The sequence below is a fragment of the Aquabacter albus genome (genome assembly GCF_040049275.1).
In the GTDB taxonomy this organism is placed as follows: Bacteria; Pseudomonadota; Alphaproteobacteria; order Rhizobiales; family Xanthobacteraceae; genus Aquabacter.
Genome location: NZ_JBDZDT010000011.1, coordinates 34,806 through 58,547 on the forward strand (window position 1 = coordinate 34,806; position 23,742 = coordinate 58,547).

The following is a 23,742-nucleotide window of genomic DNA, read 5'->3' on the forward strand; positions in this document are numbered from 1 at the left end:
ACACTTCCAAATTGTATCAATTCTTATCAGGAGCTAGACCTAGGCATACTTTGCGACAAAGCCGAACGCGGGGGACAAGGTTCTGCGACAGCTGGCGCCTAGGCTTCCCCCCGCCTCACATCGTGGCACCCGCCGTGAGGACCGCGCGCAGAAACGCCCCTTCCTCGCCGGTCCTCCGGCGGCGTGGGCACGCTACGGGTTCCGCCTTCCCTGCCCCAAGGATGTCTTGCCCCAAAAGATTTCCTGCACAAGGAGCTGCACATGCCTCGTTTGACCATCAACGGTCAGGTCCGCGACGTGGAGGTCGATCCCGACACCCCGCTGCTCTGGGTGATCCGGGAACAGATCGGCCTCACCGGCACCAAGTTCGGCTGCGGCATTGCCATGTGCGGCGCCTGCACCGTGCATATCGACGGCGTTCCTACCCGCTCCTGCGCCATGCCGGTGAGCGGCGTCGATGAAGCGCAGAAGATCGTCACCATCGAGGGCCTGTCGCCCGATGGCAGCCACCCCGTGCAGAAGGCCTGGCTTGCGCTGGACGTACCGCAATGCGGCTACTGTCAGTCCGGCATGATCATGGCGGCGGTGGGCCTGCTCCAGCAGAACCCGAACCCCAGCGACGAAGACATCAACGCCGAGATCACCAATATCTGTCGCTGCGGCACCTATAACCGGGTGCGCGCCGCCATCCATCTTGCCGCTGACGGCAAGCAGGCCGGCTGAGGAGGCGCGCATGACCATCCAACCCGCACTCTCCCGCCGCAACTTCGTTGTCGGCTCCGCCGCCGCCATTGGCGGCCTCTCCCTCGGCTTCCATCTGCCGTTCGTCTCGGAGGCGAACGCGCAAAGCGCCACCCCGCCCGAGGTGAATGCCTGGGTGGTGGTGAAGCCCGACGAGACCGTGGTGATCCGCATCGCCCGCTCGGAAATGGGCCAGGGCACCCTCACCGGCCTCGCCCAGCTGGTCGCCGAGGAACTGGAATGCGACTGGGCCAGGGTCACCACCGAATATCCCGGCCCGGCGGAAAACCTGAAGCGGAACCGGGTCTGGGGCAGCTATTCCACCGGCGGCAGCCGGGGCATCCGTGAATCGGAAAAATATGTCCGCGAGGGCGGCGCCGCCGCCCGCCAGATGCTGATCGCCGCAGCCGCCGCCGAGTGGAAGGTGCCGGCCGCCGAATGCCGGGTCTCCAAGGGCGTCATCACCCATGCCGCCTCCGGCCGCAGCACCACCTATGGCAAGGTCTCGGCCGCGGCGGCAAGCCAGACTCCCCCCGCCAGCATCGCGCTGAAGGACCCCAAGGACTGGACCATCGCCGGCAAGCCCCTGCCCCGCCTCGACACGGCGGACAAGCTCACTGGCAAGCAGATCTACGGCGCGGACCTGCGCTTCCCCGGCATGCTGAATGCGACGGTGAAAGCCTGCCCGCAATTCGGCGGCAAAATCGGCTCCTATGACGAGGCCGCCATCGCCTCCATGCCCGGCGTGCGCAAGGTGGTGAAGGTGGACGACGCCACCCTCGCCGTGGTGGCGCAGACCTGGTGGCAGGCGAAGACCGCCCTCGACGCTCTGCCCATCACCTGGGAAGACGGCCCCAACAAGGACGTCACCAGCGCCTCCATCGCGGACATGCTGAAGGAGGGCCTCGACGCCCCCGAGGCCTTCGTGGCCAACAGCGCGGGCGATGCCAAGGGCACGCTGGCCAAGGCGCAGAAGACGGTGACGGCGACCTACGCCTTCCCCTATCAGAACCACGCCACCATGGAGCCCATGAACGCCACCGCGCTGTTCACTGGCGATCGTTGCGAGGTGTGGGCGCCCACCCAGAACGGCGAGGCGAGCCTTGCGGCAGCGGCGGAAGCTTCCGGCCTGCCGGCACGGCAGTGCGAGGTCCACAAGCTGCTTCTGGGCGGCGGCTTCGGCCGGCGCGGCTTCCAGGACTATGTGCGGCAGGCGGTGATCGTCGCCAAGGCGTTCCCCGGCACCCACGTGAAGCTGCTCTGGTCGCGCGAGGAGGACATGCTCCATGGCCTCTATCACCCGACCACCCAGTGCAAGATGACCGGCGCGCTGGATGAGCAGGGCAACCTCACCGCCTTGCACATGCGCATTTCCGGACAGTCCATCCTCGCCTCGGTGCGGCCGGAAGGCATGCAGGGCGGCATGGACCCGGTGGTGTTCCAGGGCCTCACGCCCAAGAGCCCGGAAGGGATGCTGGGCTATACGGTCCCGAACATCCTCATCGACCATGCCATGCGCAATCCCCCGGTTCCGCCGGGCTTCTGGCGCGGGGTGAACCTCAACCAGAACGCCATCTATGTGGAAAGCTTCATGGACGAGCTGGCCCATGCCGCCGGCGTCGATCCTCTGGCGTTCCGCCGCAAGCTCATGGCCAACCACCCGAAGCACCTCGCGGTGCTGAACGCGGTGGCCGAGCGCATCGGCTGGGACACGCCTCCTCCGAAGGGCATCGGCCGCGGCCTCGCCCAGATCATGGGCTTCGGCTCCTATGTGGCGGCGGCGGCGGAAGTCTCGGTGGAGAAGGGCGAACTGAAGATCCACCGCATCATCGCCGCCACCGACCCCGGCCACGTGGTGAACCCCGCCCAGGTGGAGCGGCAGGTGGAAGGCTCCTTTGTCTACGGCCTCTCCGCCAGCCTCTATGGCGAATGCACCGTCAAGGCGGGGCGCATGGAGCAGGAGAATTTCGACACCTACGACGTGGTGCACATGGCCCAGATGCCGAAGGTGGAGACCATCATGATCCCCTCCGGCGGCTTCTGGGGCGGGGTGGGCGAGCCTACCATCGCAGTGGCCGCGCCGGCAGTGCTCAACGCCCTCTTCGCGGCCACGGGCAAGCGCATCCGCATGCTGCCGCTGAAGAACCACCCGCTGGCATGAGGCCCGCGCACGCGGCGCTCCTCGTCGCGGCCATGGCGGCAACACCCGCCATGGCCGCACCCGTCGCACCGCCCGGCGCGCTTTCCTGCGGCGGGTGCCACGCGCCTGCGCCCGAGGGCGCCATTCCCAGCCTCGCCGGCCGCAATGCCGGCGAGATCGTCGCGGACATGCAGGCATTCCGCAGCGGCGCCCGCCCTGCGACCGTGATGGACCGCATCGCCAAAGGCTTCTCCGATGAAGAAACCCGCGCCATCGCCGACTGGCTCGTCACGACGGGCGCAGGCGAGCCGGCCAAGCCGTAGGACGATCCTCAAGGGCATGGCGGCAAGCGGCGCGGCCGTGCTCGGCGCGCCCGCCGTCCTGGCGCAGGCCCCTGCCCGCGTGGTGGTGGTGGGCGGCGGGTTTGCCGGGGCGAGCTGCGCCCGCGCGCTGGCAGGCCAGGGCTTTGCCGTGGCGCTGGTGGAGGCCAATGCGCGCTATGTTGCCTGCCCCTTCTCCAACGGCGTCATCGCCGGCCTGCGGGAGATGGAGGCGCAGACCTTCGGCTATGCGGGGGTGGAGAAGGCTGGCGTCATCCATGTGCCGCGCGGCGCGGTCGCCGTCGATCCGCAGGCAAAGCGCGTGCGGCTCGATGACGGCGCCGAGCTGGGATATGAGCGGCTCGTTCTCGCGCCGGGCATCGACCTCAACTTCGATGCCATCGCCGGCTATGACCGCGCCGCCGCCGAGCTGATGCCCCATGCCTGGAAGGCCGGGGCCCAGACGGTGCTGCTGCGCCGACAGCTCGAAGCCATGGAGGATGGCGGGCTGGTGGTGATCTCGGCCCCCGCCAATCCCTTCCGCTGCCCGCCCGGTCCCTATGAGCGGGCGAGCCTGATCGCGCATTATCTGAAGACCCGCAAACCGCGCTCCAAGCTCCTCATCCTCGATGCCAAGGATGCCTTCTCCAAGCAGCGCCTGTTCGAGGCGGCCTGGACCGCGCTCTATCCCGGCCTGATCGAATGGGTGTCGCTCTCCTTCGGCGGCAAGGTGACGGAGGTGGATCCCGCGACGCACACCCTCGTGACCGAGTTCGGGAGCCACAAGGCGGATGTGGCGAACGTCATCCCGCCCCAGCGTGCGGGCGCCGTCGCGCAGGCGGCGGGCGTGGCGGATGCCTCCGGCTGGTGTCCCATCGACCCGGTCTCGTTCGAATCCCGGCTCCAGAGCGGCGTGCATGTGATCGGCGATGCCGCCATCGGCGGGGCCATGCCGAAATCCGCCTTCACGGCGAATGGACAGGCCAAGGTGTGCGCCGCCGCCGTGACGGAGCTTCTGGCCGGGCGGCAGCCGCAGACCCCGAAGCTCATCAACACCTGCTACAGCCTCGTGGCGCCGGACTACGGCATCTCCATCGCCGGGGTCTACCGCCCCAAAGACGGCCTCCTTGCGGAAGTGGACGGCGCGGGCGGCACCAGCCCCCTGAACGCCCCCGCCGAGGTGCGGGCGCTGGAAGCGGCCTATGCCGAGGCGTGGTTCGGCACCATCACGCACCAGGTGTTCGCATGAAGGCCGGCGCGCTCGCCGCCGGCCTCCTCATGGCCGCCTCCCCCGCCGGCGCGCAGGTCGTGTCCTACTCCGTGGAGGGCGACGCCATTCCCCATTCCCTCACCGGCGCGGCGGGAGACGCCGCACGCGGCGCCGCCCTCATGGGCGACCGGAACAAGAGCCTGTGCGTGCTGTGCCATTCGGGCGTCGATGCGCCGGCGCACATGCAGGGCACGCTGGCGCCGACGCTCGCGGATGTGGGTGCCCGCCTGTCCGAGGGGCAGATCCGCCTGCGCATCGTGGACATGAAGGCGCTCGATCCCGCGAGCATCATGCCCACTTATTATGGGCCGGCGGGCGGCGCGCGCATCGCGGAGGCGTGGCGCGGGAAACCCATATTGTCGGCGGACGAGATCGAGGATCTGGTCGCCTATCTCTCTACCTTGAGGGGATGAAGATGGCCGAGACCACCCCTCTGAAGCGGCGTGATGTGCTGGTGGGCGCGGCCGCCGGCCTCCTCGTGCTCAGCCTCCCCCGGCGCGCCCTCGCCCGCCCCGATCTGGAGGAAGCGGTGCGCCTCTTCACAGGCGGGGCCGAGATCCGCGACGGCCGGGTGCGCCTCGACATCGCGCCGCTGGTGGAGAACGGCAATGCGGTGGGCGTCACGGTGGATGTGGCAAGCCCCATGACCACCGAGGATCATGTGCGCCGCATCGCCCTCTTCAACGAGAAGAACCCGCAGGCGGACATCGCCGTCTTCCACCTCACGCCGCGCGCCGGCCGGGCGCGCGTCTCCACGCGCATCCGCCTCGCCACCTCCCAGCAGGTGATCGCTGTCGCCGAGATGAGCGACGGCACCTATTGGGCGCGCGCCGGCAGCGTTGTGGTGACGCTCGCCGCCTGCATCGAGGAGCTGTGATGGCCCGCACCCTCATCAATGTCCCGAAGACCGCGCGGCGCGGCGACATCATCGAGATCCGCGCCATGATCGCCCACCCCATGGAGACCGGCCACCGCATGGGGCCGAACGGCGTCGCCATCCCGAGGCGCATCATCAACCGCTTCGTCTGCACCTATGGCGGGGAGGCGGTGTTCTCTGCGGAGCTGTTCCCGGCCATGTCCGCCAATCCTTTCGTTTCCTTCTTCATCCGCGCGGACGAGAGCGGGCCCGTGACCTTCTCCTGGACGGAGGATGGCGGCGAGGTTCAGGTGGCGACCGCGGATCTGACGGTGACCTGATGGGGCCTTCCCCGAGCCAGAACCCTCCCCCCTTGCGGGGGAGGGCAGGGAGGGGGGTATGGCGCCGCCTGGACCACAGGCGTCGGCATCAAGCGGAGACATACCCCCCTCCCCACCCCTCCCCCGCAAGGGGGGAGGGAGTCATTCGCCCGGCTGTGCTGCGCGCGGCGAGCCTTGCCGCTCTGCTCCTCTCCGCCTCCGGTGCCGCCGGCATCGAGCAAGCCGAACGGCGCTCGGGCATCGAGTTCGCCTCCCCGGAGACGCAGGCCATGCAGGCCGACGACACCGCCAATCCCGGCATGTTCTGGGTGCTGGACGGCGCCGAACTCTGGCGCAAGCGGGAGGGCGCGGCCGGGAAATCCTGCGCGGATTGCCATCAGGACGCGGCAAAAAGCATGCGCGGCGTCGCCGCGCGCTATCCGGACTTCGACGCTCAATCAGGGCGCCCGGTGGATCTTTCCGGCCGCATCAATCTGTGCCGGGCCAATCATCAGCAGGCCGCGCCGCTCGGCCACGAAAGCCCGCAAATGCTGGCGCTCACGGCCTTCGTCGCCAACCAGTCGCGGGGCATGCCGGTCACCCCCGCCGCCGACCCGCGGCTCGCGAATAACCTAGCGGAAGGCCGGCGCCTGTTCGAGCAGCGCATGGGGCAGCTCGACCTCTCCTGCGCCAATTGTCATGACGATCATTGGAACGCCCGGCTCGGCGGCAGCGCGGTGACGCAGGCCCAGCCGAACGCCTATCCGCTCTACCGCCTGGAATGGCAGTCGCTGGGCTCGCTGCAAAGACGCATGCGCGCCTGCATGGTGGGGGTTCGGGCGGAGCCGTTCGATTACGGGGCGCCGGAATTCGTCGATCTCGAACTCTATCTCATGTCGCGGGCCACCGGCCTCAAAATGGAGACGCCGGGGGTTCGGCCTTGACACGCTGAAGCGGCCGGCAAGGCCGGCCGCTCTCGCTTGGACCGGATAAACGTCGATCAGCCGTTGCCGAGACCGCGATCGCCCTGCATCAGGAACAGGCGATCTTCATTGGTGATGCCGGCGCCCTGGCGCTCGGGATTGATCACGTTCTGGGGGAAGGTGGTGGTCGCCTGGGAGGGGGCCACGGCAGGTGCATAAGCGCGGGGCGCCTGCATCTGGGTGCGCTGGTTGTAGGTGTTCTCCTGTGCCATGGCACCGGTGGAGAGAAGGGCGGCAGAAGCAGCAGCGATGAGAGCGTAGCGCATTGGTATATATCCTTTGGCTGTGCAGTTGTTGACTGCGAATTGAGCCGGTCGCCCGACGCTGCGCAGCCTATTTGCCACTTGTCGCAAACCTATGGCGCGATCGCCCCAAATTGTTTTAAATTGTCGTGATCTCAGCCAAGCCTACACATTGATACGAAGACGCTACCGAGCTACGGCGAAAACTTTATTCGGTATCGAGATGGGGTTTCCTGAACGGAATGTGGCTGCGACAGTATTCTGCCGCCGGCGAGGCAGGAAAATAGTGCCGGAGTGTCCCAAGGGCAGGGATTGAGACAATCTGATACACTTTTGAGATGGGCTTGCGGGACGGCTTGGGTATGGTCCGGATGGAGCATATCAATGGACGCGGCACCGCATATCGCAGTCGTCGATGATCATCGCGACATCCGCGATCTCGTCGGCAAGTATCTCACTCAGCACGGCTACCGCATCAGCCTTGCGGAGAACGGGGCTGCTTTGCGCCGTCTTCTTGAGAAGAGCGCGCCCGATCTCGTGGTGCTCGACGTCATGATGCCGGGCGAGGACGGGTTGTCCCTCTGCCGCCACCTGCGCAGCACGACGGACCTGCCCATCATCCTTCTCACCGCCATGACCGAGGAGACGGACCGCATCGTCGGCCTCGAGGTGGGCGCCGATGATTATGTGGGCAAGCCCTTCAATCCGCGGGAGCTTCTGGCGCGCATCAAGGCGGTGCTGCGCCGGGTGAACAGCCTGCCGCCGCAGAAGGGCCAGCTCGCGGCAAAGGTGGTGCGCTTCGATCGCTGGACCCTGGATGCCGGCCGGCGCGAGCTTTTGGGGCCGGACGCCGTGGCGGTGCCCCTCTCCACGGCCGAATACCGCCTCCTGTGCGCCTTCCTGGATCATCCCGGTATCGTGCTGAGCCGCGACCAGCTTCTCGACCTCACCGTGGGCCGCAATGCGGACCCGTTCGACCGCAGCATCGACAATCAGGTGAGCCGCCTGCGCAAGAAGATCGAGGCGGACCCCAAATCTCCCGCCGTCATCAAGACCCATTGGGGCGGCGGCTACAGTCTCGTTGCGGAAGTGAGGCAGCCATGATGCGCCTCTGGACGCGCAGCCTAGCGGCGCGCTTCATCTGCTTCACCCTGTTCTCGCTGATCCTCTCGCAGGCGGTGGTGTTCTTCATCTCCTGGGACGAGCACGGACAGGCCATGCGCAAATCCGCCAAGGGCGAGATGCTGAGCCGCTGCGCCTCCCTCGCCCGCGTGCTGGAGGCAACGCCGCCCGAGCTGCAAAGCGACATCCTCGCCGCCAGCAACACCTATACGACGCGCTATTGGATTTCCCCCGCCGCGCCCGCGGAGGCCCCGGCATGGCGCATGCAGGCCTGGGCGCAGCTGGCGCAGCCTCTGCCGCGCGTCTCCCTGCCCGGGCATCCCGCACCGCTGCTGGAGCCCCGGATCGAGCCGCCGCGCGACGCCGCGGACATAGGATCTGCAAACTGGATCGAGATGCCGGCCGCCGCATGGGCGCTCTCCCGCCCGGCGAAATTCCTCTATCTCGACAACACCATGGGCATGGGCCTCGCCGTGCGGCTGGAGAATGGCAGCTGGCTGAACTCCGCCTTTGCCAAGCCCACCCCCGACAGTTTCTGGAACGCCCAGACCATGACCTCCATGGGCATTTCCGCGCTGGTCCTCTCAGTGATCGCCGTATTCGCCGCGCGCGGCATCACCCAGCCTTTGCGGCGGCTCGCCCAGGCCTCGGAGGCGCTGGGGCGCGGCCAGCAGATCGCGCCACTGCCGGAGACCGGACCGGACGACATCCGCCGCACGGCGGAGGCGTTCAACCAGATGCAGGAGCGCCTCGTGCGCTTCGTGGACGATCGCACCCGCATGCTGGCGGCCATCGGCCACGATTTGCGCACGCCCCTCACCTCCCTCCGCCTGCGGGCGGAGTTCGTGGCGGATGACGAGCTGCGCGAGAAGATCCTCAGCACGGTCACCGAGATCCAGTCCATGTGCGAGGCCACCCTCGCCTTCGTCCGCGAGGAGGGCACCGCCGAGGAGACCCGCACCGTCGACCTCTCCGCCCTGGTGGAAAGCCTGTGCGAGGATCTGGCCGAGCTCGGCCACACCGTCACCTTCGCCGAGGCGCCGAAGATCAGCTATCGCTGCCGCCCCGCCTCCCTGCGGCGGGCATGCCGGAACCTCGTGGAGAATGCTGTGCGCTATGGCGAGTGCGCCCGCGTGCGCATCGAGCGGAGCGCGGACAATATCGACATCGTGGTGGAGGATGACGGCCCGGGCATTCCGGACGAGTCCCGCGAGCAGGTCTTCGCCCCGTTCTTCCGCCTGGAGCATTCCCGCAACCGGGAGACCGGGGGGCTCGGCCTCGGCCTTGCCATCGCACGCACCATCGTGCGCCACCATGGCGGCGATGTTTTCCTCATCAACCAGCCCAAGGGCCTGAAAGCGGTCATGAGCCTGCCCGCCATGGACGGCGACAGCACGGCCCAGAAGCGCAAAGCGCGGTATCCGGCCGTGCGCATCCCACGCCCCTTCGCACCGGCGGGCATATCGAGGGCTTGAGCGGCCTCGACATTCATCACGCAATTGGTGGTGAAAGGCTTTTTCATGCCCGGGTTTCTCCCGGGCATCCATGTCTCGCTGCCAGTCCCGGGCGCGAGCTCTCGGGAAAAACGGGGAAAGCTGGTAACAGAACCTGCTCGATCCAGACGCCCGGGGTGAGATGGACTTCACGCAGCTCCGCTATTTCTACGAGGTCACGCGCGCGGGCACGATCCGTGATGCCTGCCGGCAGCTCAACGTCGCCGCCTCCGCCGTGAGCCGGCAGATCCAGTTGCTGGAGCAGCAGGTGGGGATGCCGCTGTTCGAGCGGCACCCGCGCGGGATGCGGCTCACCGAAGCCGGGAAGATCTACGCGCAGCACGTCAAGCTCGTGATGCTGGACGAGGAGCGCACCCGCTCGGAGCTGGCCGCCTTGATGGGGCTGGAGCAAGGCTCGGTGCGGCTCGCCGCGGTGGAAGGCCTTGTGGGCGACTATATCACCGACGCCATGGGCGGGTTCCGCACCCAGCATCCGGGCATCGCGTTCGACCTGCATGTCACCGGCACCGACGACGTGGTGGCGGCGGTGCGCAGCGGGGAAGCGGATATCGGCCTTGCCTTCAACGCCAAGCCGGAACGGGAGGTGGAATTCCGCTTCCGGCTGGTGGACCAGCTCAACGTCTTCTGCGCGCCCGACCATCCCCTGGCGCAGAAGGCCTCGGTCTCGCTGCGCGAGGTGCTGTCCCACCCCGTGGCGGTGCCGATCACCGGCTTCGGCATCCGTGCCATGATCGACGAGTGCTGCCGCATCGAGGGCCTGCGCCTCAAGCCGGCCTTGCTCACCAACAGCATCGATGCGTTGCGCGCCTTCGCCAAAGCCGGGCTCGGCCTGTCCATGAATTCCCTGCGCTCCTGCCAGCGAGAGGTGGCCACCGGCCATCTGCGCGCAATCCCCCTCGCCGACCGCGCGCTGCAAAGCGCCTCCATGGACGTGATGGTGCTGGCCGGCCGGAAGCTTCCCGTGGCTGTGGAAGCCTTCCTGGCACAGCTCCATCGTTCGGCCGAAGCGCAGGGCGCCGCGTTTGTCGAACAGCAGCCATAGCGCAGCTTATGGTCCATAAGACAGCATTCGTGACTTACCTCCTTCCAATTATCTGATTTTGTCGTTGCCGAAATTCGAACACGACCCTCATGTCAGGTATCGGGGTCGCGTCCGCTTTGAATCCCTCGCGCCGTCTTCCTGCTCTTTCTATTTCTCAGTTGATTGAAGAAGCCCATTTCCGCGCGTTTCAGACGCCTCTTCTTGAGATAGACAGCCAAAAGAGGCACATTATCTGCCACTTTATCCAACATCGTGCCCAAGAACGATGCAGATGGATCCATCGCCCGCGTTTTCCGCAAGGTGGGCTTTCCTGCCGATAAAAGCCCACGGCCCTCCCGGCGGGATTGGCACATGGCTTGCTAATCCCTCCTCCGACTGTCCCGGAGGGCCTCATGACCGCCAACGTCTCCCGCCTTTTCCTCGCGCTTCTCCTCGTCTTCGGTTCGCTTTCCGGCGCGCACGCCCAGCAGCTTGAGAAGATCAAGGTCACCATCCCGGTCGCGGCCATCATCTTCTTTCCGCTGTTCAACGGGCAGGCGAACGGCTTCTTCGCCAAGGAAGGGCTGGACGTAGAGGTCATCAGCACCAATGGCGACGGGCCCGACGTGGACGCGTTGATCTCCGGCAGCGTGCAGTTCACGGTCTCGACGCCGAACCGCCTGTTCATGGCCGCCGAGCAGGGCAAGCCGCTGCTCGCCATCGCCAACATGGCCCAGCGCATGAATATCGACTGCGCCATGAACAAGGCGACGGCGGAAAAGCTCGGCATCACCGCGGAGACGCCGCTGGCGGAGCGCCTGAAGCTGATGAAGGGCCTGACGGTGGCCGGCACCCGGCCCGGCTCCTTCACCTATCTGATGCTCCAGGAATATGCCCTGCGCGCCGACCTCACCCCTCAGAAGGACATCACCATCATCGGCGTGGGCGGCACCAATTCCATGCTGCCGGCGCTCGAGAACGGCCAGATCGCCGTGGGCTGCACCGGCGCCCCGTTCGTGGAGCTCGCCGTGCAGCGTGGCAAGGGCATCGCCTTCACGCAGAACGCCGCCGGCAAGGACCCGCAGTTTGACGATTTCCTGTTCGAGCTGGTCTATGCGCTGCCCGAATATGTGAAGGCCCATCCGGAAACCACGCGCAAGTTCCTGCGCGGCCTGTTCGCCTCGGTGAACGACATCATGGAAAAGCCCGGCGCGAGCTTCCTGCCGGCGCTGAAGGCGCAGAATTCCGGCCTGTCGGACGAGATGATCCTCGGCATGCTGGACACCATGAAGGACAGCTACAGCCGCACCGGCACCGTCACCAAGACCGCCGTGGAGAAGGCCGGCAAGTTCCTGGTGGATACCGGGGCCGTGAAGAAGGCCGCCACCTTCGAGGAGGTCGCCAACAACGACTTCCTGCCCAAGAAGTAAGACTGCCAGATAAGGACCGCTCCCATGCTCCATATCGACGGCGTCCTCAAGCGCTTCGGCGGCAACAACGGCATGGAGATCGACGCCATCGCGCGCACCGACCTCCACATCCAGCGCGGCGAGTTCGTGACCATCGTCGGGCCCAGCGGCTGTGGGAAATCCACGCTGCTCAACCTGATCTCGGGCCTCTCGCCGCCCTCCGAGGGCAGCATCTGGGTGGACGGCCGTGAGGTGATCGGCATCAATCGGCAGATCGGCTACATCACCCAAAGGGACAATCTCTTCCCCTGGCGCACCCTGCGCGACAACGTCGCCTTCCCGCTGGAGCTTGCCGGGGTGCCCGCCGCCGCGCGGCGGCGCGAGGCGGACAAGTGGATCGCGCGGGTCGGCCTCGCCGGCTTCGAGGACGCCTTCCCCCACCAGCTCTCCGGCGGCATGCGCCAGCGCGGCAACATCATCCGCACGCTGATCTACGAGCCCGAGATCATCCTGATGGACGAGCCGTTCGGGCCGCTGGATGCGCAGACCCGGCTCTCGCTGCAATCCCTCCTCCTGTCCATCTGGGAGACCCAGCGCTCCACCGTGCTGTTCGTGACCCACGACCTTGCCGAGGCCATCGGCCTTGCGGACCGTGTGATCCTCATGAGCGCACGCCCGGGCCGGATCGCGCGCAACGACCCGGTGGAGATCCCGCGCCCGCGGGACATCTTCTTCCTGCACGACCAGCCGGAATTCCGGCGGCTCTACGACCTGATCTGGAACGAACTCGCGGTGCAGATGAATGGCACACACTGACAAGGCATTGGCCGGAGGCGCCGTGACCACCAGACGCCCCTCCCGCAAACGCCGCAGGCTTCCCCTCGGCGGCACCCTCAGCGTCCAGGCCGGGCGCATCGTCCTCGCAGCCATCGTGTTCGCGCTGTGGGAGTTCGGCTCCGGGCGGCTGTTCGACGCCTTCTATTTCAGCAAGCCGAGCCTGATCTTCCTGAAGATCGCCAGCGAGCTCGGCGCCTCGGGCTTCTATGTGGACCTGCTGGTGACAGCGCAGGAAATGGTGGCGGGCTATACCATCGGCGCCGTGGCCGGCGTCGCGCTGGGCGTGCTGCTGGCCCGGTGGGACTATGTGGCGAACGTGCTGAGCCCGTTCCTGCTGGCCCTCAACTCCATCCCCCGCATCGCGCTCGCGCCCATGCTCATCGTCTGGTTCGGCATCGGCATGGCGTCCAAGGTGTTCCTGGGGGCGACGCTGGTCTTTTTCATCACCTTCTTCAACACCCTCTCGGGGGTGCGGGGCGTGGACAAGGCGCTGTGCGACGTGGCCCGCGTCCAGGGCGCCACCCAGTGGCAGATCTTCACCAAGGTGATGCTGCCGAGCGCGTCGAGCTGGATCCTCACCGGCCTCAAGATGAGCCTGCCGTTTGCCCTGGTGGGCGTGATCCTGGGCGAGTTCCTGGTGTCCTCCAAGGGCCTCGGCTACCGGCTCAACGCCTATTCCACCGGCTACGACACAACAGGGGCGCTGGCCATGGTGTTCGTCATGATGATCATCATGATGGCACTCACCGCCGGGGTGGACGCCATCGAGGCCCGCGTGCTGCGCTGGCGGCCCCGCGACAACGACAACGGACAGATCGCGCCCCGCGCCTAGACCCAATTCCCACCTGAGGAGGAAACCCGCGATGACGCTTCACCGCGAGGTGCTCGAACCGCCCATGCCGGGCTTCGACATGCGCAAGGAATACGGCCACCACCAGTCGGTGGCGATCCGGGCCGGCGGGCTGATCTACATTTCCGGCCTGCTGCCCATCAATCCCGAGACCGGCGAGCGCGAGCACGGCACGGTGACCAGCGAGACCAAGCGCATCTTCGAGAATCTCAAGATTCTCCTGGAGGCGAACGGCTCCTCGCTCGACCGCATCGTGCAGATCCACGCCATGATCTACGACCGCATCGAATACGACGTGCTCAACCGCATGTATCGCAATTACGTGCCGCACATGCCCCCCGCCCGCACCGTCTGGAGCGTGCAGCTCGAGGCCGGGTTCAAGGTCCAGCTCGACGTCGTGGCAGCCGCCTGAGGAACGATCAGATGAAACTCACTCGCGAAATCATCCAGCCCAAGAACCCCAAGCTCAACGTCTCGAAGAACTTCAACCTTCCCCACTCGCCGGGGGTGAAGGTGGGCGACTTCATCTTCCTCTCGGGCATGGTCTCCATCGACCCCGAGACCGGCGAGCGCGCCCTTGGGACGGTGGCGAGCGAGACCCGGCAGATCCTCACCAATATGAGCCACATGCTGGAATCCGCCGGCTCGTCGCTGGCGAACATCGTGAAGGTCAACGTCTTCCTCTACAACATGCTCGAATTCGAGAACATGAACGCGGTCTACCGCGAATTCTTCCCTTCCGCCCCGCCCGCCCGCACCACCTGCGGCGTGCAGCTCACCGGCGGGCTGAAGATCGAGATCGAGTGCGTGGCGCTGGCGTGATCCGACGGGGTGCCTACGCTCCCCTCAGCCCCGCACGGCAAAAATCCGGTCCAGCGCGGCGAGGAACTCGGTGACCGCGCTGGGGAGCCGGCGGCCCGCCAGCACGCCCACATCCAGGGTGGACCGGAGGAGCGCCGGCTCGTCGAGGCCCACATTGCGCACCAGCCCCTGGGCCAGTTCCCGCGTGCTCGACTGGCTCGACATCAGCGTCACCCCCGCGCCGGAGCGTGCGAAGCCGCGAAGCGCCTCGATGGAATTGGTCTCCAGGGCCGGCTGGAGGGAGGCGCCGAGGCGGCGGCATTCATCGTCGATGAGGCGGCGGATGCCGAAGCCCGGCTCAGGCACGCCGAGCCTGTAGGTGAGGATTTCCGCAAACCGGACGCTGCCCCGCCCCGCCAGGGGATGGTCGGGATGGACCAGAGCGATCAGCGGGTCGCGGATGCGCCGCACGAACCGCACGGCGGCGTCGGGCTGGGCGTTGAAGGAAATGCCGAGGTCCGCATGGCCCTCGCGGACCGCCGCCACCACATCGTCCGTGCCGGTGGTGACGAGCTTGAAGCTGATGCCCGGAAGCTTCTCGTTGAACTCCGCGATGAGGCGCGTGAGCACGTCCGAAACGATGCCCTCCACCGTATAGACCCGCACGCGGCCGCGCCGGAGGCCGCGCAGTTCCTCAAGCTCGGTGCGCACCCGGTCGGTTTCCAGCGCGATGGCCTGGGCGTAGCGCGAATAGACCTCGCCCGCCGGGGTCAGCACCATGCCGCGCGGCCGGCGCTCGAACAGCGGCATGCCGAGATCCTCTTCCAAGTTCTGGATCTGCCGGCTCAGCGCGGACGGGGCGATGTTCAGCCGCTCGCTCGCCTCGCGGATGGAGGCGGCGCGGGCGACTTCCAGGAAATAGCGGACCTGATTGAAGGACATGGGCGCCACTGTGCCCGATCGTTGCCGAGTTGAGAACAGATAGCGCTGATTTTTGCGCTTGTCGCAACGCTAGGCAGCGCTAATTTTGAGGCACCTTTCAGAGGAGAGACGAGCCAATGAATGCCGTCCGCACATCGATTTTCAAGGCCGTAGCCCTGGCTGCGGGTCTTGCCGCCAGCATTCCCGCGCTGGCGCAGGATGTCATAAAGGTGGGCGCGCCCCTGCCGCTCACCGGCGCCCTTTCACCCGAGGGGCTGAAGCAGCAGCGCGGCTACAATCTGTGGGCCGACACGGCCAATGCCGCGGGCGGCATCAAGGTGGGCGGCAAGGCCTACAAGGTCGAGATCGTCTATGTGGACTACGCCTCCAACACACCGCGCGCGGTGCAGGTGGCGGAGCGGCTGATCACCGAGGACAAGGCCAACTTCCTGTTCGCGCCCTTCGGTTCCGGCGCGGCCAAGGCAGCGAGCGGCGTCTCCGAGAAATATGAGATCCCCACCATCGCCGCCACCGCCTCCTCCCGGGAGGTCTACGACCAGGGCTATAAATACCTGTTCGGCACCTTCACCCCCAACGAGACGCTGATCGATCCCCTCACCGAGATCGTCTCCAAGGGCGATCCTTCCGTGAAGCGCATCGCCATCCTCGCCCGTAACGACCTCCTCACCCTCTCCCTCGCCAACCTGATGCAGGCCGCGGCCAAGGCGAAGGGCATGGAAGTGGTGATGATGGAGCGCTTCAATATCGGCGCCATGGACCACGCCTCCGCCATCACCCAGATGCGCGGCGTGAAGCCGGACTGGGTGTTCGCCACCGGCTACATCAACGACCTCATCCTCATCCGCAAGCAGATGGCCGACCAGGGCGTGAACCCCAAGGTCCTCACCATGATCGCGGGCCCGGCCTACAAGGAGTTCATCGAGGCCACCGGCCCGCTGGCAGAGAATGTCTCCAGCGCCTCCTGGTGGCACCCGGCGGTGCGCTACAAGGGCACCGACCTGTTCGGCACGACGGAGGCCTTCAATGCGGCCTTCGAGAAGAAGTACGGCGCAGTGCCCGACTATGCCGAGGCTTCTGCCGCGGCGGCCGGGGCCATCCTCCAGATGGCCATCGAGAAGGCCGGCACCCTCGATCCCTCCAAGGTGCGCGACGCTCTGGCGGCCATGGATGCGACCACCTTCTACGGCCCCATCAAGTTCGGCCCCACCGGCCAGATCACCTCGCTCGAGCCGCCGGTGTTCCAGATCCAGGGCGGCAAGACCATGGTGGTCTTCCCGCAAGCGGTGAAGCAGGCGGACTTCATCTTCGGGAAATAGGCGTTCCCAAAGCGCATCGCGCTCCCTCTCCCGCTTGCGGGGGAGGGAATCCCGCCACACGCATGACGGCAGGCAGAAACACACTCCCATGATCTACCTACAGGTGCTTGCCAACGGACTGGTGCTGGGAGGACTCTATGCCGCCATCGCGGTGGGCTTCTCGCTGGTCTGGGGCGTGCTGAACGTCATCAACCTCCTGCACGGCTCGTTCATCGTGCTGGGCTCCTACGTGGCCTTCTTCGGCTATGCCTATTTCGGCATCCACCCCTTCATCTCGGCCGCCATCGCCGGGCTGCTCCTGTTCGCGCTCGGCTATGCGGTGCAGGCGGGGCTGGTGAACCGCGTCATCGCCGCGCCGGTGCTCATCACCCTTACCCTCACCTTCGGCCTCGACCTGATCCTCAACAACGCCATGCTGCTGGTCTTCAGCGCCGACTACCGGAAGGTGAACCTCGCCAGCCCGCTGGGCTCGCTGGAGCTCGGCCCCATCTTCCTGCCGGGCGACCGCGTGGCGGCCATGGTGCTCGCCTTCCTGCTCACCGCTTTGCTCTACCGGCTGCTGCGCGACAGCCGCATCGGCCGCGCCATCATCGCCGTGCGCATGGACCGGGAGGCGGCCGCCCTCATGGGCGTCAATGTGAGCCGCATCAACGCCATCACCTTCGGCCTCGGCGCCTGCATGGCGGGGGCGGCGGGGGCGCTGCTCTCCATCATCTATCCCATCTCGCCGCTCAACTCGTCGCTGTTTCTCGGCAAGGCGTTCGTGGTGTGCGTGCTGGGCGGGCTCGGCAGCGTGCCCGGCGCCATGGTGGGCGGGGTGGCGCTGGGGCTGATCGAAAGCTTCGGCGCCTATTGGTTCGGCCCTGAGCACGCCGTCACCCTCTCCTTCGGCCTCCTGCTTGTGCTGCTGTTCGTGCGCCCCAGCGGCATCCTCGGCAAGAGGGGGTACGAATGAGGGACTGGCTCATCCTCCTCGCCCTCGCCCTGGCCGCGAGCGCCCTGCCGCTGGCCGGCGACAATTACCTCATGCGCCTCGGCACCATCGTCGCCATGTATGCGGTGCTGGCCCAGTCCTGGAACTTCATCGGCGGGCTCGCCGGCTATCCCTCCTTCGCCACCGCCGCCTTCTTCGGCCTCGGCGCCTATACCTCCGCCGTGCTGCTGGCCCACGGCGCACCGACCGGTTTCGCCTGGGGCGCGGCGGGGCTCATGGCGACCCTGTTCGCCGCCCTCATCGGCGGCGCCATCCTGCATCTGCGCGGGCATTATTTCGCCATTGCCAGTCTCGCAGTGGGCGAGGTGATGCGGGAGATCGTCAACACCACGCCTGATCTCACCGGCGGCGGCATGGGCATGAACCTGCCGGTGCCCAAGCTCTCGATCGCGGCTTCCGCCCAGCTCTTCTATTTCGCCATGCTGGGCCTTGCGGCGCTCACCACCGCCGTCGCCATCATCGTGCAGCGGGGCAAGCTCGGCTTCGGCCTCCGGTGCATCCAGCAGAACGAGGACGCGGCCAATATCCTCGGCGTCAACGCCTATGGCTACAAGACCGCCGCCTTCTGCCTCTCTGCCGTGTTCTCCGGCATTGCGGGGGCCATCTACGCCTCCTGGGTGCATTATATCGAACCGCCGGACGTGTTCGACATCCTGCTCGCGGTGAAGCCCCTGGTCATGGTGCTGCTGGGCGGGCTCGGCACGGTGTTCGGCCCCATCATCGGCGCGGCGCTGCTCATCACCTTCGAGGAGGTGGTGTGGCGCTCCTTCCTCACCATCCATGCGGCCATGCTGGGCCTCATCATCGTGCTGCTGGTGCTGTTCATGCCCAACGGCCTCCTCGCGCTGGTGCGCTCCTGGCTGGAGCGCCGCCGGAAGGAGGGCAAGGCATGAGCGCGCTCCTGTCCCTCGAGAACGTCTCGCGCCGCTTCGGCGGGCTCAACGCGCTGGACAACGTGACCCTGAAGGTGGAGGCGGGCGAGATCCTCGGCCTCCTCGGCCCCAACGGCGCGGGCAAGACCACCCTCATCAACGTGGTCACCGGCGTCCACCCCGCCACGTCGGGGCAGGTCCTGCTCCAGGGCGAGGACATCACCCGCCTGAAGCCCTACCGCATCGCCCGCAAGGGCCTCGCGCGCACCTTCCAGATCGTCCAGCCCTTCCCGCGCATGACCGTGCTGGAGAATGTGGCGGCGGGCGCGGTGTTCGCCGGGGCCGCGCCCTCCTTGAAGGAGGGCATGCGCCTGTCGCAGGAGCATCTCGACTTCACCGGCCTCGGGCACGTCGCGGACAAGCCCGCCTCGACCCTCACGCTCGCCCAGCGCAAGCGGCTGGAGCTGGCCAAGGGCCTCGCCATGAACCCGCGCTTCCTGATGCTGGACGAGGTGAATGCCGGCCTCAATTCCTCCGAGGTGGACGAGGCGCTGGCCATGATCCGCCGCATCGCCGAGCGGGGCGTCACCATCCTCGTCATCGAGCATTTGATGAAGGTGGTGGTGACCATCTCCACCCGCCTCGCGGTGCTGCATCACGGCGCCCTGATCGCGGAAGGCCCGCCGAAGACCGTGCTCGCCGACCGCGGCGTCATCGAAGCCTATCTCGGCGAGAAATACGCCGCGCGCCTCGCGGGAGGCGCCCGATGACCGCGCCCAAGCTGAAGGTCGCGAGCCTCCAGGCCGCCTATGGCGACGTGCAGGTGCTGTGGGACGTCACCCTCGACGTGATGCCCGGCGAGATGGTCTGCATCATCGGCTCCAACGGCGCCGGCAAGACCACCTTGATGCGCGTCATTTCCGCCCTCCTCCCCGCCAAGGCCGGCACCATCCAGGTGGACGGCGTGGACCTCACGGGCGCCACCTCCGCCCGCATGGTGGAGGCCGGTGTCGCCCATGTGCCGGAAGGCCGCCGCCTGTTCAGCGCCATGAGCGTGCGCGATAACCTCCTGATGGGCGCCTATCTGCGCCCCGACAAAGCGGGCATCGCGGAAGACCTGGAGAAGGTCTACGCCTTGTTCCCGCGCCTCGCAGAGCGCCAGCGGCAGGATGCCGGCACGCTCTCGGGCGGCGAGCAGCAGATGTGCGCCGTGGGTCGGGGCCTGATGGCCCGGCCGAGCCTCCTGCTCATCGATGAACTCTCCCTCGGCCTCGCGCCCCGCATGGTGGAGCTGCTGGCTGACGGCCTGCGCCGCATCAACAAGGAAGGCGTCGCGGTGCTGCTGGTGGAGCAGGACGTGATGAACGCGCTTGAGCTGGCGGACCGCGCCTTCGTGGTGGATCGCGGGCGCGTCACCCTTTCCGGCCGCGCCGCCGAGCTGGCCGACGACCCGGCGATCCAGGACGCCTATATGGGCGGGCTCGCCTGATGGGCGCGGACGGCGCGTTCCGCCTCCTCGGCCGCCCCGCCCCGCGCACCGAGGCCGCGCGGCTGGTGGCGGGCGGGGGCGCTTATACGGACGATCTGGACCATCCGCGCCAGCTTCACGCTGCCTTCCTGCGCAGCCCCCACGCCCACGCCATGATCGCCGCGCTGGATGCCGGAGCGGCGCGGACCATGCCCGGCGTCGCGGCGGTGCTCACATGGGACGATCTCTCCGGCGTGGTGCAGCCCATGGAGACGCGGCACGGCGCCTTTCCGGGCCTCGTAAGCCCCCTGCAATATCCCCTCGCCAATGGCCGCGTCGCCTATCAGGGCGAGCCGGTGGCGCTGGTGCTCGCCGCCTCCCGCGCCGCCGCGGAAGACGCGCTCGAAGCCATCGATGTGGCGTACGAGCCCCTCCCCGCGGCCGCCAGCGCCGAGGCGGCGCTCGACCCCGGCGCGCCGCGCGCCCATCCCGCCCTGCCGGACAATCTGTGCTGGGCCGGCGAGATCGCAGGCGGCGATGTGGACGGCGCGTTCCGCGATGCCGCCCTGGTGGTAGAGGAGACGTTCCGCTTCACCCGCCACACCGGCGTCACCCTGGAGCCGCGCGGGCTCCTCGCCGCGTTCGAGCCCGCCGCCGGCACGCTGGACGTGCGCATCTCCCACCAGCAGCCGCACCAGCTCCAGACCTACCTCGCCCGCCTCTTCCGCCTCCCCATGACACGGGTGCGCGTGCTCACCCCCGACGTGGGCGGCGGGTTCGGCATCAAGATGCACATCCATGCGGACGAGGTGGCGGCGTGCGCCGCCGCCATCCTGCTGGGGCGGCCGGTGAAGTTCATCGCCGACCGGCTGGAGGCCATGGCGGCCGACGTCCATGCCCGCGAGCACATCGTCAAAGCCCGTATGGCGGTGGATGCCCGAGGCCTCATCACCGCCTTCGACGTGGAGGATCGGCACGGGCTCGGCGCCTATTCCGTGTATCCCCGCTCCTCCACCATGGAGACGGTCTCCGCCGTGCGCACCATCGGCGCGCCCTATGGCATGTCGGCCTATCGGGCCCGCATGACGGCGGTCTTCCAGAACAAGAGCCTAACCGGGCAATACCGCTCCGTGGGCCATCCCATCGCCTGCACCGTCACCGAGGTGCTGGTGGAGCGGGCGGCGCGGGCGCGGGGCGAGGATGTACTTTCCTTCCGCGCGCGCAACTACACCCCCGTCGCGGCCCTGCCGCTCACCAACCCCGCCGGCGTGCGCCTCATGGACCTCTCCCATGCCGCCTGCCTGGAGCGGCTGGAAGCGCTCATGGACCTCCCCAGGCTGCGACAGGAACTGGCGGACGGCCGCGCGGCGGGCCGTCTCCTCGGCCTCGGCTTCGCGGCCTTCGTGGAACTCACCGCCTCGGGCAGCGAAGCCTATGGCATGGGCGATGTGGCGGTCGCGGCCATGGACACGGTCACCCTCGCTTTGGAGCCGGACGGCTCGGTGAAGGGGGAAGCCAGCGTCAGCGAGATCGGCCAGGGCATCGCCACCACGCTTGCGCGGGTGGTGGCAGAGGGGATCGGCCTTCCGGCGGAGCAGGTGCGCATCTTCACCGGCGACACGCGCAGCGCCCCCCATGGCGGCGGCGCCTGGTCCTCGCGCGGCGCGGCGATCGGCGCAGAAGCGGCCCATGGGGCCGCACGTCGCCTGCGCGCCGCCATCCTGGAGGCCGCCGCCGTCCTCGCCCAGACCGTGCCGGACACGCTCGACATCATCGACGGCGCGGTGGTGGACGCGAGCGGGCAGGCCCGCTTCACCCTCGAGGAACTGGTCCAGACCGCTTTGTTCCGGGGCTATGAATTCCCCGAGGGTCGGCTGCCGCAGCTTGCCGTCTCCCACCAATATGGCCGCCCCCAGGACCGGGCCATCCCCACCAACGGCATCCAGGCGTCGCTCATCGAGATCGACCCCGGCACCGGGCTCGTCACCTGCCTGAACCATTGGGTGGTGGAGGATTGCGGCCGCCTCCTCAACCCGCTGATGGTGGACGAGCAGATCCGCGGCGGCGTGGTGCAGGGCATCGGCGAAGCCTTGTTCGAGGCTTGCCGCTACGATGCGGACGGCCAGCTCCTCACCGGCACGCTGGCGGACTATCTGCTGCCCATGGCGGGCGAGATGCCGGACATCGCCATCGCCCATGTGGAGACGCCCTATTCTGGCTCCGTGCTCGGCGCCAAGGGCGCGGGAGAGGCCGGCACCTGCGCGGCGGCCGCCGCCGTGCTCAATGCGGTGAACGATGCACTCGCGCCTTTCGGCGCCTCTATCGCCGAGACCCCCGTCACCCCGGTAATGGTCCTCAACGCCCTCGCGCAGCAGGCGGCGGCATGAAGCCCGCGCCGTTCGGCTATGCACGCCCGGCCACCATTGCCGAGGCGGTCGGGCTTCTGGCGGAGGGCGATGGGGGCGCGCGCATCCTGGCCGGCGGGCAGAGCCTGATGCCCATGCTCAATTTCCGCCTCTCCCAGCCGGCCATCCTCGTGGACATCAACCGCGTGGCGGGCGGCGGGATCATCATCGAGGATGCCGAGGGCACCGAGATCGGCCCCGTGGTGCGCCATGCCGAGCTGCTGCGCCATTGCGCGCGCGGTGGCCACCCGCTGCTGGCGGCCGCCCTGCCCCTCGTCGCCCATGCGGGCGTGCGCAATCGCGGCACCGTCTGCGGCTCCCTCGCGCTGGCCGACCCTGCCGCCGAGATGCCCGCCTGCGCGGTGGCGCTCGATGCGCGGCTGAAGCTCGTCTCCTCACGCGGCGAGCGCTGGGTGGCGGCGGACGATTTCTTCACCGGCATCTACGACACCGCCCTCGCGGAGGACGAGATGATCGCGGCGGTGCGCTATCCGCCCCCCGCACCCGGTTGGCGCTGGACCTGCACGGAGTTCGCCCGGCGGCACGGCGACTTCGCCATTGCAGGGCTCGCGGCAGGCCTCGGCTGTGACGGCGCGGACATTTCGGCGGCACGCCTCGTCGCCTTCGGCGTCGGCGAACGCCCCGTCCGCCTCGCGGACGCCGAAGCCGCCCTGACGGGTGACGGCGTGGATGCGGCCGTTCGCGCCCTCGATGATGTGGAAATTCTGGGCAGCGGCGAATATCCCGAAGCCTATCGGCGCACGGTCATTGGCACCTTGCTGCGCCGGGCCGTCGCGGGGCTCTGCAGCCGGGTGGCGGCATGAGCGGCGAAGCGCATGTGGACATCGCCTGCCGCGTGAACGGCGAGGAGATCGTCGACCGCGTGCCCGCGCGCCTGTCCCTGGTGGATTTTTTGCGCCATCGCCTCGGCCTCACCGGCACCCATGTGGGCTGCGAGCACGGCGTCTGCGGCGCCTGCACCATCGTGCTGGACGGGCGCTGCGTGCGCGGCTGCCTGCTGCTGGCCGCCCAGGCGGACGGCGCGGAGATCGAGACCATAGAAGAAGCGAGCCGCAGCGGGCGGCTCGATGCGCTCAAAGATGCCTTCGTGGCGCGCGCCGCCCTGCAATGCGGCTTCTGCACGCCCGGCATGCTGCTCACCAGCGCCGAGTTGCTGGCGGACATGCCCGCCCCGGACCGCGCGGAGATCCGCGCCGCGCTCTCCGGCAATTACTGCCGCTGCACCGGCTACCACGCCATCGTCGATGCGGTGGAAGCCGCAGCCGGCCTCAAGACCTGACCCCGAAAGCAGGAGCACC

Annotated in this window: 26 protein-coding genes; 24 read left to right on the top strand and 2 right to left on the bottom strand. The window is 67.8% G+C overall.

The window, feature by feature from the left end; all coding sequences use genetic code 11:
* Window positions 1-261 precede the first annotated feature (261 nt).
* The 8 genes from ABLE91_RS24520 to soxA all read left to right on the top strand — a co-directional run bounded on the left by ABLE91_RS24520 (window position 262) and on the right by soxA (window position 6,591).
* Window positions 262-723, top strand: coding sequence for a (2Fe-2S)-binding protein (locus tag ABLE91_RS24520; protein WP_348935127.1), 462 nt, complete (start codon window positions 262-264; stop codon window positions 721-723).
* Between the two features lie 10 nt (window positions 724-733).
* Window positions 734-2,902, top strand: coding sequence for a xanthine dehydrogenase family protein molybdopterin-binding subunit (locus ABLE91_RS24525; RefSeq protein ID WP_348935129.1), 2,169 nt, complete (start codon window positions 734-736; stop codon window positions 2,900-2,902).
* On the top strand, window positions 2,899-3,204 hold the full coding sequence (locus ABLE91_RS24530) for a c-type cytochrome (protein WP_348935131.1): 306 nt from the start codon (window positions 2,899-2,901) through the stop codon (window positions 3,202-3,204). Before ABLE91_RS24525 ends, ABLE91_RS24530 begins: the two co-directional genes overlap by 4 nt.
* 16 nt (window positions 3,205-3,220) lie before the next feature.
* Window positions 3,221-4,450, top strand: a complete 1,230-nt coding sequence (locus tag ABLE91_RS24535) for an FAD-dependent oxidoreductase (RefSeq protein WP_348935133.1) — start codon at window positions 3,221-3,223, stop codon at window positions 4,448-4,450.
* Complete coding sequence (gene soxX / locus ABLE91_RS24540; protein WP_348935135.1) at window positions 4,447-4,884, top strand: sulfur oxidation c-type cytochrome SoxX; 438 nt, start codon at window positions 4,447-4,449, stop codon at window positions 4,882-4,884. The genes ABLE91_RS24535 and soxX overlap by 4 nt, the downstream gene beginning before the upstream one ends.
* A 2-nt stretch (window positions 4,885-4,886) precedes the next feature.
* Window positions 4,887-5,348, top strand: coding sequence for a SoxY-related AACIE arm protein (locus tag ABLE91_RS24545; protein ID WP_510181994.1), 462 nt, complete (start codon window positions 4,887-4,889; stop codon window positions 5,346-5,348).
* Complete coding sequence (gene soxZ, locus ABLE91_RS24550; protein WP_348935138.1) at window positions 5,348-5,668, top strand: thiosulfate oxidation carrier complex protein SoxZ; 321 nt, start codon at window positions 5,348-5,350, stop codon at window positions 5,666-5,668. Before ABLE91_RS24545 ends, soxZ begins: the two co-directional genes overlap by 1 nt.
* A gap of 158 nt (window positions 5,669-5,826) precedes the next feature.
* Window positions 5,827-6,591, top strand: a complete 765-nt coding sequence (soxA, locus tag ABLE91_RS24555) for a sulfur oxidation c-type cytochrome SoxA (protein WP_348935325.1) — start codon at window positions 5,827-5,829, stop codon at window positions 6,589-6,591.
* A gap of 56 nt (window positions 6,592-6,647) precedes the next feature.
* Here soxA and ABLE91_RS24560 read toward each other — a convergent pair whose 3' ends face one another.
* Window positions 6,648-6,896 (bottom strand): hypothetical protein, encoded by a 249-nt coding sequence (locus tag ABLE91_RS24560; RefSeq protein ID WP_348935140.1) that lies wholly within the window; start codon window positions 6,894-6,896, stop codon window positions 6,648-6,650.
* A 360-nt stretch (window positions 6,897-7,256) separates the two neighbouring features.
* On the opposite strand from ABLE91_RS24560, the gene ABLE91_RS24565 reads away from it, so the two are divergent.
* The 8 genes from ABLE91_RS24565 (at window position 7,257) to ABLE91_RS24600 (ending at window position 14,447) form a co-directional block, all read left to right on the top strand.
* On the top strand, window positions 7,257-7,976 hold the full coding sequence (locus tag ABLE91_RS24565; RefSeq protein ID WP_348935142.1) for a response regulator: 720 nt from the start codon (window positions 7,257-7,259) through the stop codon (window positions 7,974-7,976).
* A complete protein-coding gene (locus ABLE91_RS24570; protein ID WP_348935144.1) occupies window positions 7,973-9,469 on the top strand; it encodes an ATP-binding protein in 1,497 nt (498 codons plus the stop codon). Before ABLE91_RS24565 ends, ABLE91_RS24570 begins: the two co-directional genes overlap by 4 nt.
* A 160-nt stretch (window positions 9,470-9,629) precedes the next feature.
* Window positions 9,630-10,550 carry a LysR family transcriptional regulator gene (locus ABLE91_RS24575; RefSeq protein ID WP_348935146.1) on the top strand — a complete coding sequence of 307 codons (921 nt, stop codon included), beginning with the start codon at window positions 9,630-9,632 and terminating at the stop codon, window positions 10,548-10,550.
* Between the two features lie 392 nt (window positions 10,551-10,942).
* Window positions 10,943-11,959 (top strand): ABC transporter substrate-binding protein, encoded by a 1,017-nt coding sequence (locus ABLE91_RS24580; protein WP_348935148.1) that lies wholly within the window; start codon window positions 10,943-10,945, stop codon window positions 11,957-11,959.
* A 24-nt stretch (window positions 11,960-11,983) separates the two neighbouring features.
* A complete protein-coding gene (locus ABLE91_RS24585; protein ID WP_348935150.1) occupies window positions 11,984-12,754 on the top strand; it encodes an ABC transporter ATP-binding protein in 771 nt (256 codons plus the stop codon).
* Window positions 12,755-12,776: 22 nt separating this feature from the next.
* Window positions 12,777-13,607, top strand: a complete 831-nt coding sequence (locus tag ABLE91_RS24590; RefSeq protein ID WP_348935152.1) for an ABC transporter permease — start codon at window positions 12,777-12,779, stop codon at window positions 13,605-13,607.
* Between the two features lie 31 nt (window positions 13,608-13,638).
* Window positions 13,639-14,037: a RidA family protein gene (locus ABLE91_RS24595; RefSeq protein ID WP_348935154.1), complete on the top strand. Its 399-nt coding sequence runs from the start codon at window positions 13,639-13,641 to the stop codon at window positions 14,035-14,037.
* Between the two features lie 11 nt (window positions 14,038-14,048).
* Window positions 14,049-14,447, top strand: coding sequence for a RidA family protein (locus ABLE91_RS24600; protein WP_348935156.1), 399 nt, complete (start codon window positions 14,049-14,051; stop codon window positions 14,445-14,447).
* 24 nt (window positions 14,448-14,471) lie between these two features.
* Here ABLE91_RS24600 and ABLE91_RS24605 read toward each other — a convergent pair whose 3' ends face one another.
* Window positions 14,472-15,368, bottom strand: a complete 897-nt coding sequence (locus ABLE91_RS24605) for a LysR family transcriptional regulator (protein WP_348935158.1) — start codon at window positions 15,366-15,368, stop codon at window positions 14,472-14,474.
* A gap of 116 nt (window positions 15,369-15,484) precedes the next feature.
* Between ABLE91_RS24605 and ABLE91_RS24610 the strand changes: the two genes are divergently transcribed.
* The 8 genes from ABLE91_RS24610 to ABLE91_RS24645 all read left to right on the top strand — a co-directional run bounded on the left by ABLE91_RS24610 (window position 15,485) and on the right by ABLE91_RS24645 (window position 23,723).
* Window positions 15,485-16,684, top strand: a complete 1,200-nt coding sequence (locus tag ABLE91_RS24610; RefSeq protein ID WP_348935160.1) for an amino acid ABC transporter substrate-binding protein — start codon at window positions 15,485-15,487, stop codon at window positions 16,682-16,684.
* Between the two features lie 88 nt (window positions 16,685-16,772).
* Window positions 16,773-17,639: a branched-chain amino acid ABC transporter permease gene (locus ABLE91_RS24615; RefSeq protein ID WP_348935162.1), complete on the top strand. Its 867-nt coding sequence runs from the start codon at window positions 16,773-16,775 to the stop codon at window positions 17,637-17,639.
* Window positions 17,636-18,571 (top strand): branched-chain amino acid ABC transporter permease, encoded by a 936-nt coding sequence (locus tag ABLE91_RS24620; RefSeq protein ID WP_348935164.1) that lies wholly within the window; start codon window positions 17,636-17,638, stop codon window positions 18,569-18,571. Before ABLE91_RS24615 ends, ABLE91_RS24620 begins: the two co-directional genes overlap by 4 nt.
* On the top strand, window positions 18,568-19,320 hold the full coding sequence (locus tag ABLE91_RS24625; protein ID WP_348935166.1) for an ABC transporter ATP-binding protein: 753 nt from the start codon (window positions 18,568-18,570) through the stop codon (window positions 19,318-19,320). The genes ABLE91_RS24620 and ABLE91_RS24625 overlap by 4 nt, the downstream gene beginning before the upstream one ends.
* Window positions 19,317-20,039: an ABC transporter ATP-binding protein gene (locus ABLE91_RS24630; protein ID WP_348935168.1), complete on the top strand. Its 723-nt coding sequence runs from the start codon at window positions 19,317-19,319 to the stop codon at window positions 20,037-20,039. Before ABLE91_RS24625 ends, ABLE91_RS24630 begins: the two co-directional genes overlap by 4 nt.
* Window positions 20,039-22,405, top strand: coding sequence for a xanthine dehydrogenase family protein molybdopterin-binding subunit (locus ABLE91_RS24635; RefSeq protein WP_348935170.1), 2,367 nt, complete (start codon window positions 20,039-20,041; stop codon window positions 22,403-22,405). Before ABLE91_RS24630 ends, ABLE91_RS24635 begins: the two co-directional genes overlap by 1 nt.
* On the top strand, window positions 22,402-23,247 hold the full coding sequence (locus ABLE91_RS24640; protein WP_348935172.1) for an FAD binding domain-containing protein: 846 nt from the start codon (window positions 22,402-22,404) through the stop codon (window positions 23,245-23,247). The genes ABLE91_RS24635 and ABLE91_RS24640 overlap by 4 nt, the downstream gene beginning before the upstream one ends.
* Complete coding sequence (locus ABLE91_RS24645; protein WP_348935173.1) at window positions 23,244-23,723, top strand: (2Fe-2S)-binding protein; 480 nt, start codon at window positions 23,244-23,246, stop codon at window positions 23,721-23,723. The genes ABLE91_RS24640 and ABLE91_RS24645 overlap by 4 nt, the downstream gene beginning before the upstream one ends.
* Window positions 23,724-23,742: the final 19 nt, after the last annotated feature.

Coding starts and splice junctions, on each gene's coding strand:
- soxZ (WP_348935138.1), top strand. CDS start 5,348: ATGGCCCGCACCCTCATCAATGTCCCGAAGACCGCGCGGCGCGGCGAC.
- ABLE91_RS24530 (WP_348935131.1), top strand. CDS start 2,899: ATGAGGCCCGCGCACGCGGCGCTCCTCGTCGCGGCCATGGCGGCAACA.
- ABLE91_RS24570 (WP_348935144.1), top strand. CDS start 7,973: ATGATGCGCCTCTGGACGCGCAGCCTAGCGGCGCGCTTCATCTGCTTC.
- ABLE91_RS24620 (WP_348935164.1), top strand. CDS start 17,636: ATGAGGGACTGGCTCATCCTCCTCGCCCTCGCCCTGGCCGCGAGCGCC.
- ABLE91_RS24610 (WP_348935160.1), top strand. CDS start 15,485: ATGAATGCCGTCCGCACATCGATTTTCAAGGCCGTAGCCCTGGCTGCG.
- soxX (WP_348935135.1), top strand. CDS start 4,447: ATGAAGGCCGGCGCGCTCGCCGCCGGCCTCCTCATGGCCGCCTCCCCC.
- ABLE91_RS24535 (WP_348935133.1), top strand. CDS start 3,221: ATGGCGGCAAGCGGCGCGGCCGTGCTCGGCGCGCCCGCCGTCCTGGCG.
- ABLE91_RS24605 (WP_348935158.1), bottom strand. CDS start 15,368: ATGTCCTTCAATCAGGTCCGCTATTTCCTGGAAGTCGCCCGCGCCGCC.
- ABLE91_RS24545 (WP_510181994.1), top strand. CDS start 4,887: ATGGCCGAGACCACCCCTCTGAAGCGGCGTGATGTGCTGGTGGGCGCG.
- ABLE91_RS24525 (WP_348935129.1), top strand. CDS start 734: ATGACCATCCAACCCGCACTCTCCCGCCGCAACTTCGTTGTCGGCTCC.
- ABLE91_RS24585 (WP_348935150.1), top strand. CDS start 11,984: ATGCTCCATATCGACGGCGTCCTCAAGCGCTTCGGCGGCAACAACGGC.
- ABLE91_RS24575 (WP_348935146.1), top strand. CDS start 9,630: ATGGACTTCACGCAGCTCCGCTATTTCTACGAGGTCACGCGCGCGGGC.
- ABLE91_RS24565 (WP_348935142.1), top strand. CDS start 7,257: ATGGACGCGGCACCGCATATCGCAGTCGTCGATGATCATCGCGACATC.
- ABLE91_RS24630 (WP_348935168.1), top strand. CDS start 19,317: ATGACCGCGCCCAAGCTGAAGGTCGCGAGCCTCCAGGCCGCCTATGGC.
- ABLE91_RS24600 (WP_348935156.1), top strand. CDS start 14,049: ATGAAACTCACTCGCGAAATCATCCAGCCCAAGAACCCCAAGCTCAAC.
- ABLE91_RS24645 (WP_348935173.1), top strand. CDS start 23,244: ATGAGCGGCGAAGCGCATGTGGACATCGCCTGCCGCGTGAACGGCGAG.
- ABLE91_RS24580 (WP_348935148.1), top strand. CDS start 10,943: ATGACCGCCAACGTCTCCCGCCTTTTCCTCGCGCTTCTCCTCGTCTTC.
- ABLE91_RS24560 (WP_348935140.1), bottom strand. CDS start 6,896: ATGCGCTACGCTCTCATCGCTGCTGCTTCTGCCGCCCTTCTCTCCACC.
- ABLE91_RS24635 (WP_348935170.1), top strand. CDS start 20,039: ATGGGCGCGGACGGCGCGTTCCGCCTCCTCGGCCGCCCCGCCCCGCGC.
- ABLE91_RS24520 (WP_348935127.1), top strand. CDS start 262: ATGCCTCGTTTGACCATCAACGGTCAGGTCCGCGACGTGGAGGTCGAT.
- ABLE91_RS24595 (WP_348935154.1), top strand. CDS start 13,639: ATGACGCTTCACCGCGAGGTGCTCGAACCGCCCATGCCGGGCTTCGAC.
- ABLE91_RS24615 (WP_348935162.1), top strand. CDS start 16,773: ATGATCTACCTACAGGTGCTTGCCAACGGACTGGTGCTGGGAGGACTC.
- ABLE91_RS24640 (WP_348935172.1), top strand. CDS start 22,402: ATGAAGCCCGCGCCGTTCGGCTATGCACGCCCGGCCACCATTGCCGAG.
- ABLE91_RS24625 (WP_348935166.1), top strand. CDS start 18,568: ATGAGCGCGCTCCTGTCCCTCGAGAACGTCTCGCGCCGCTTCGGCGGG.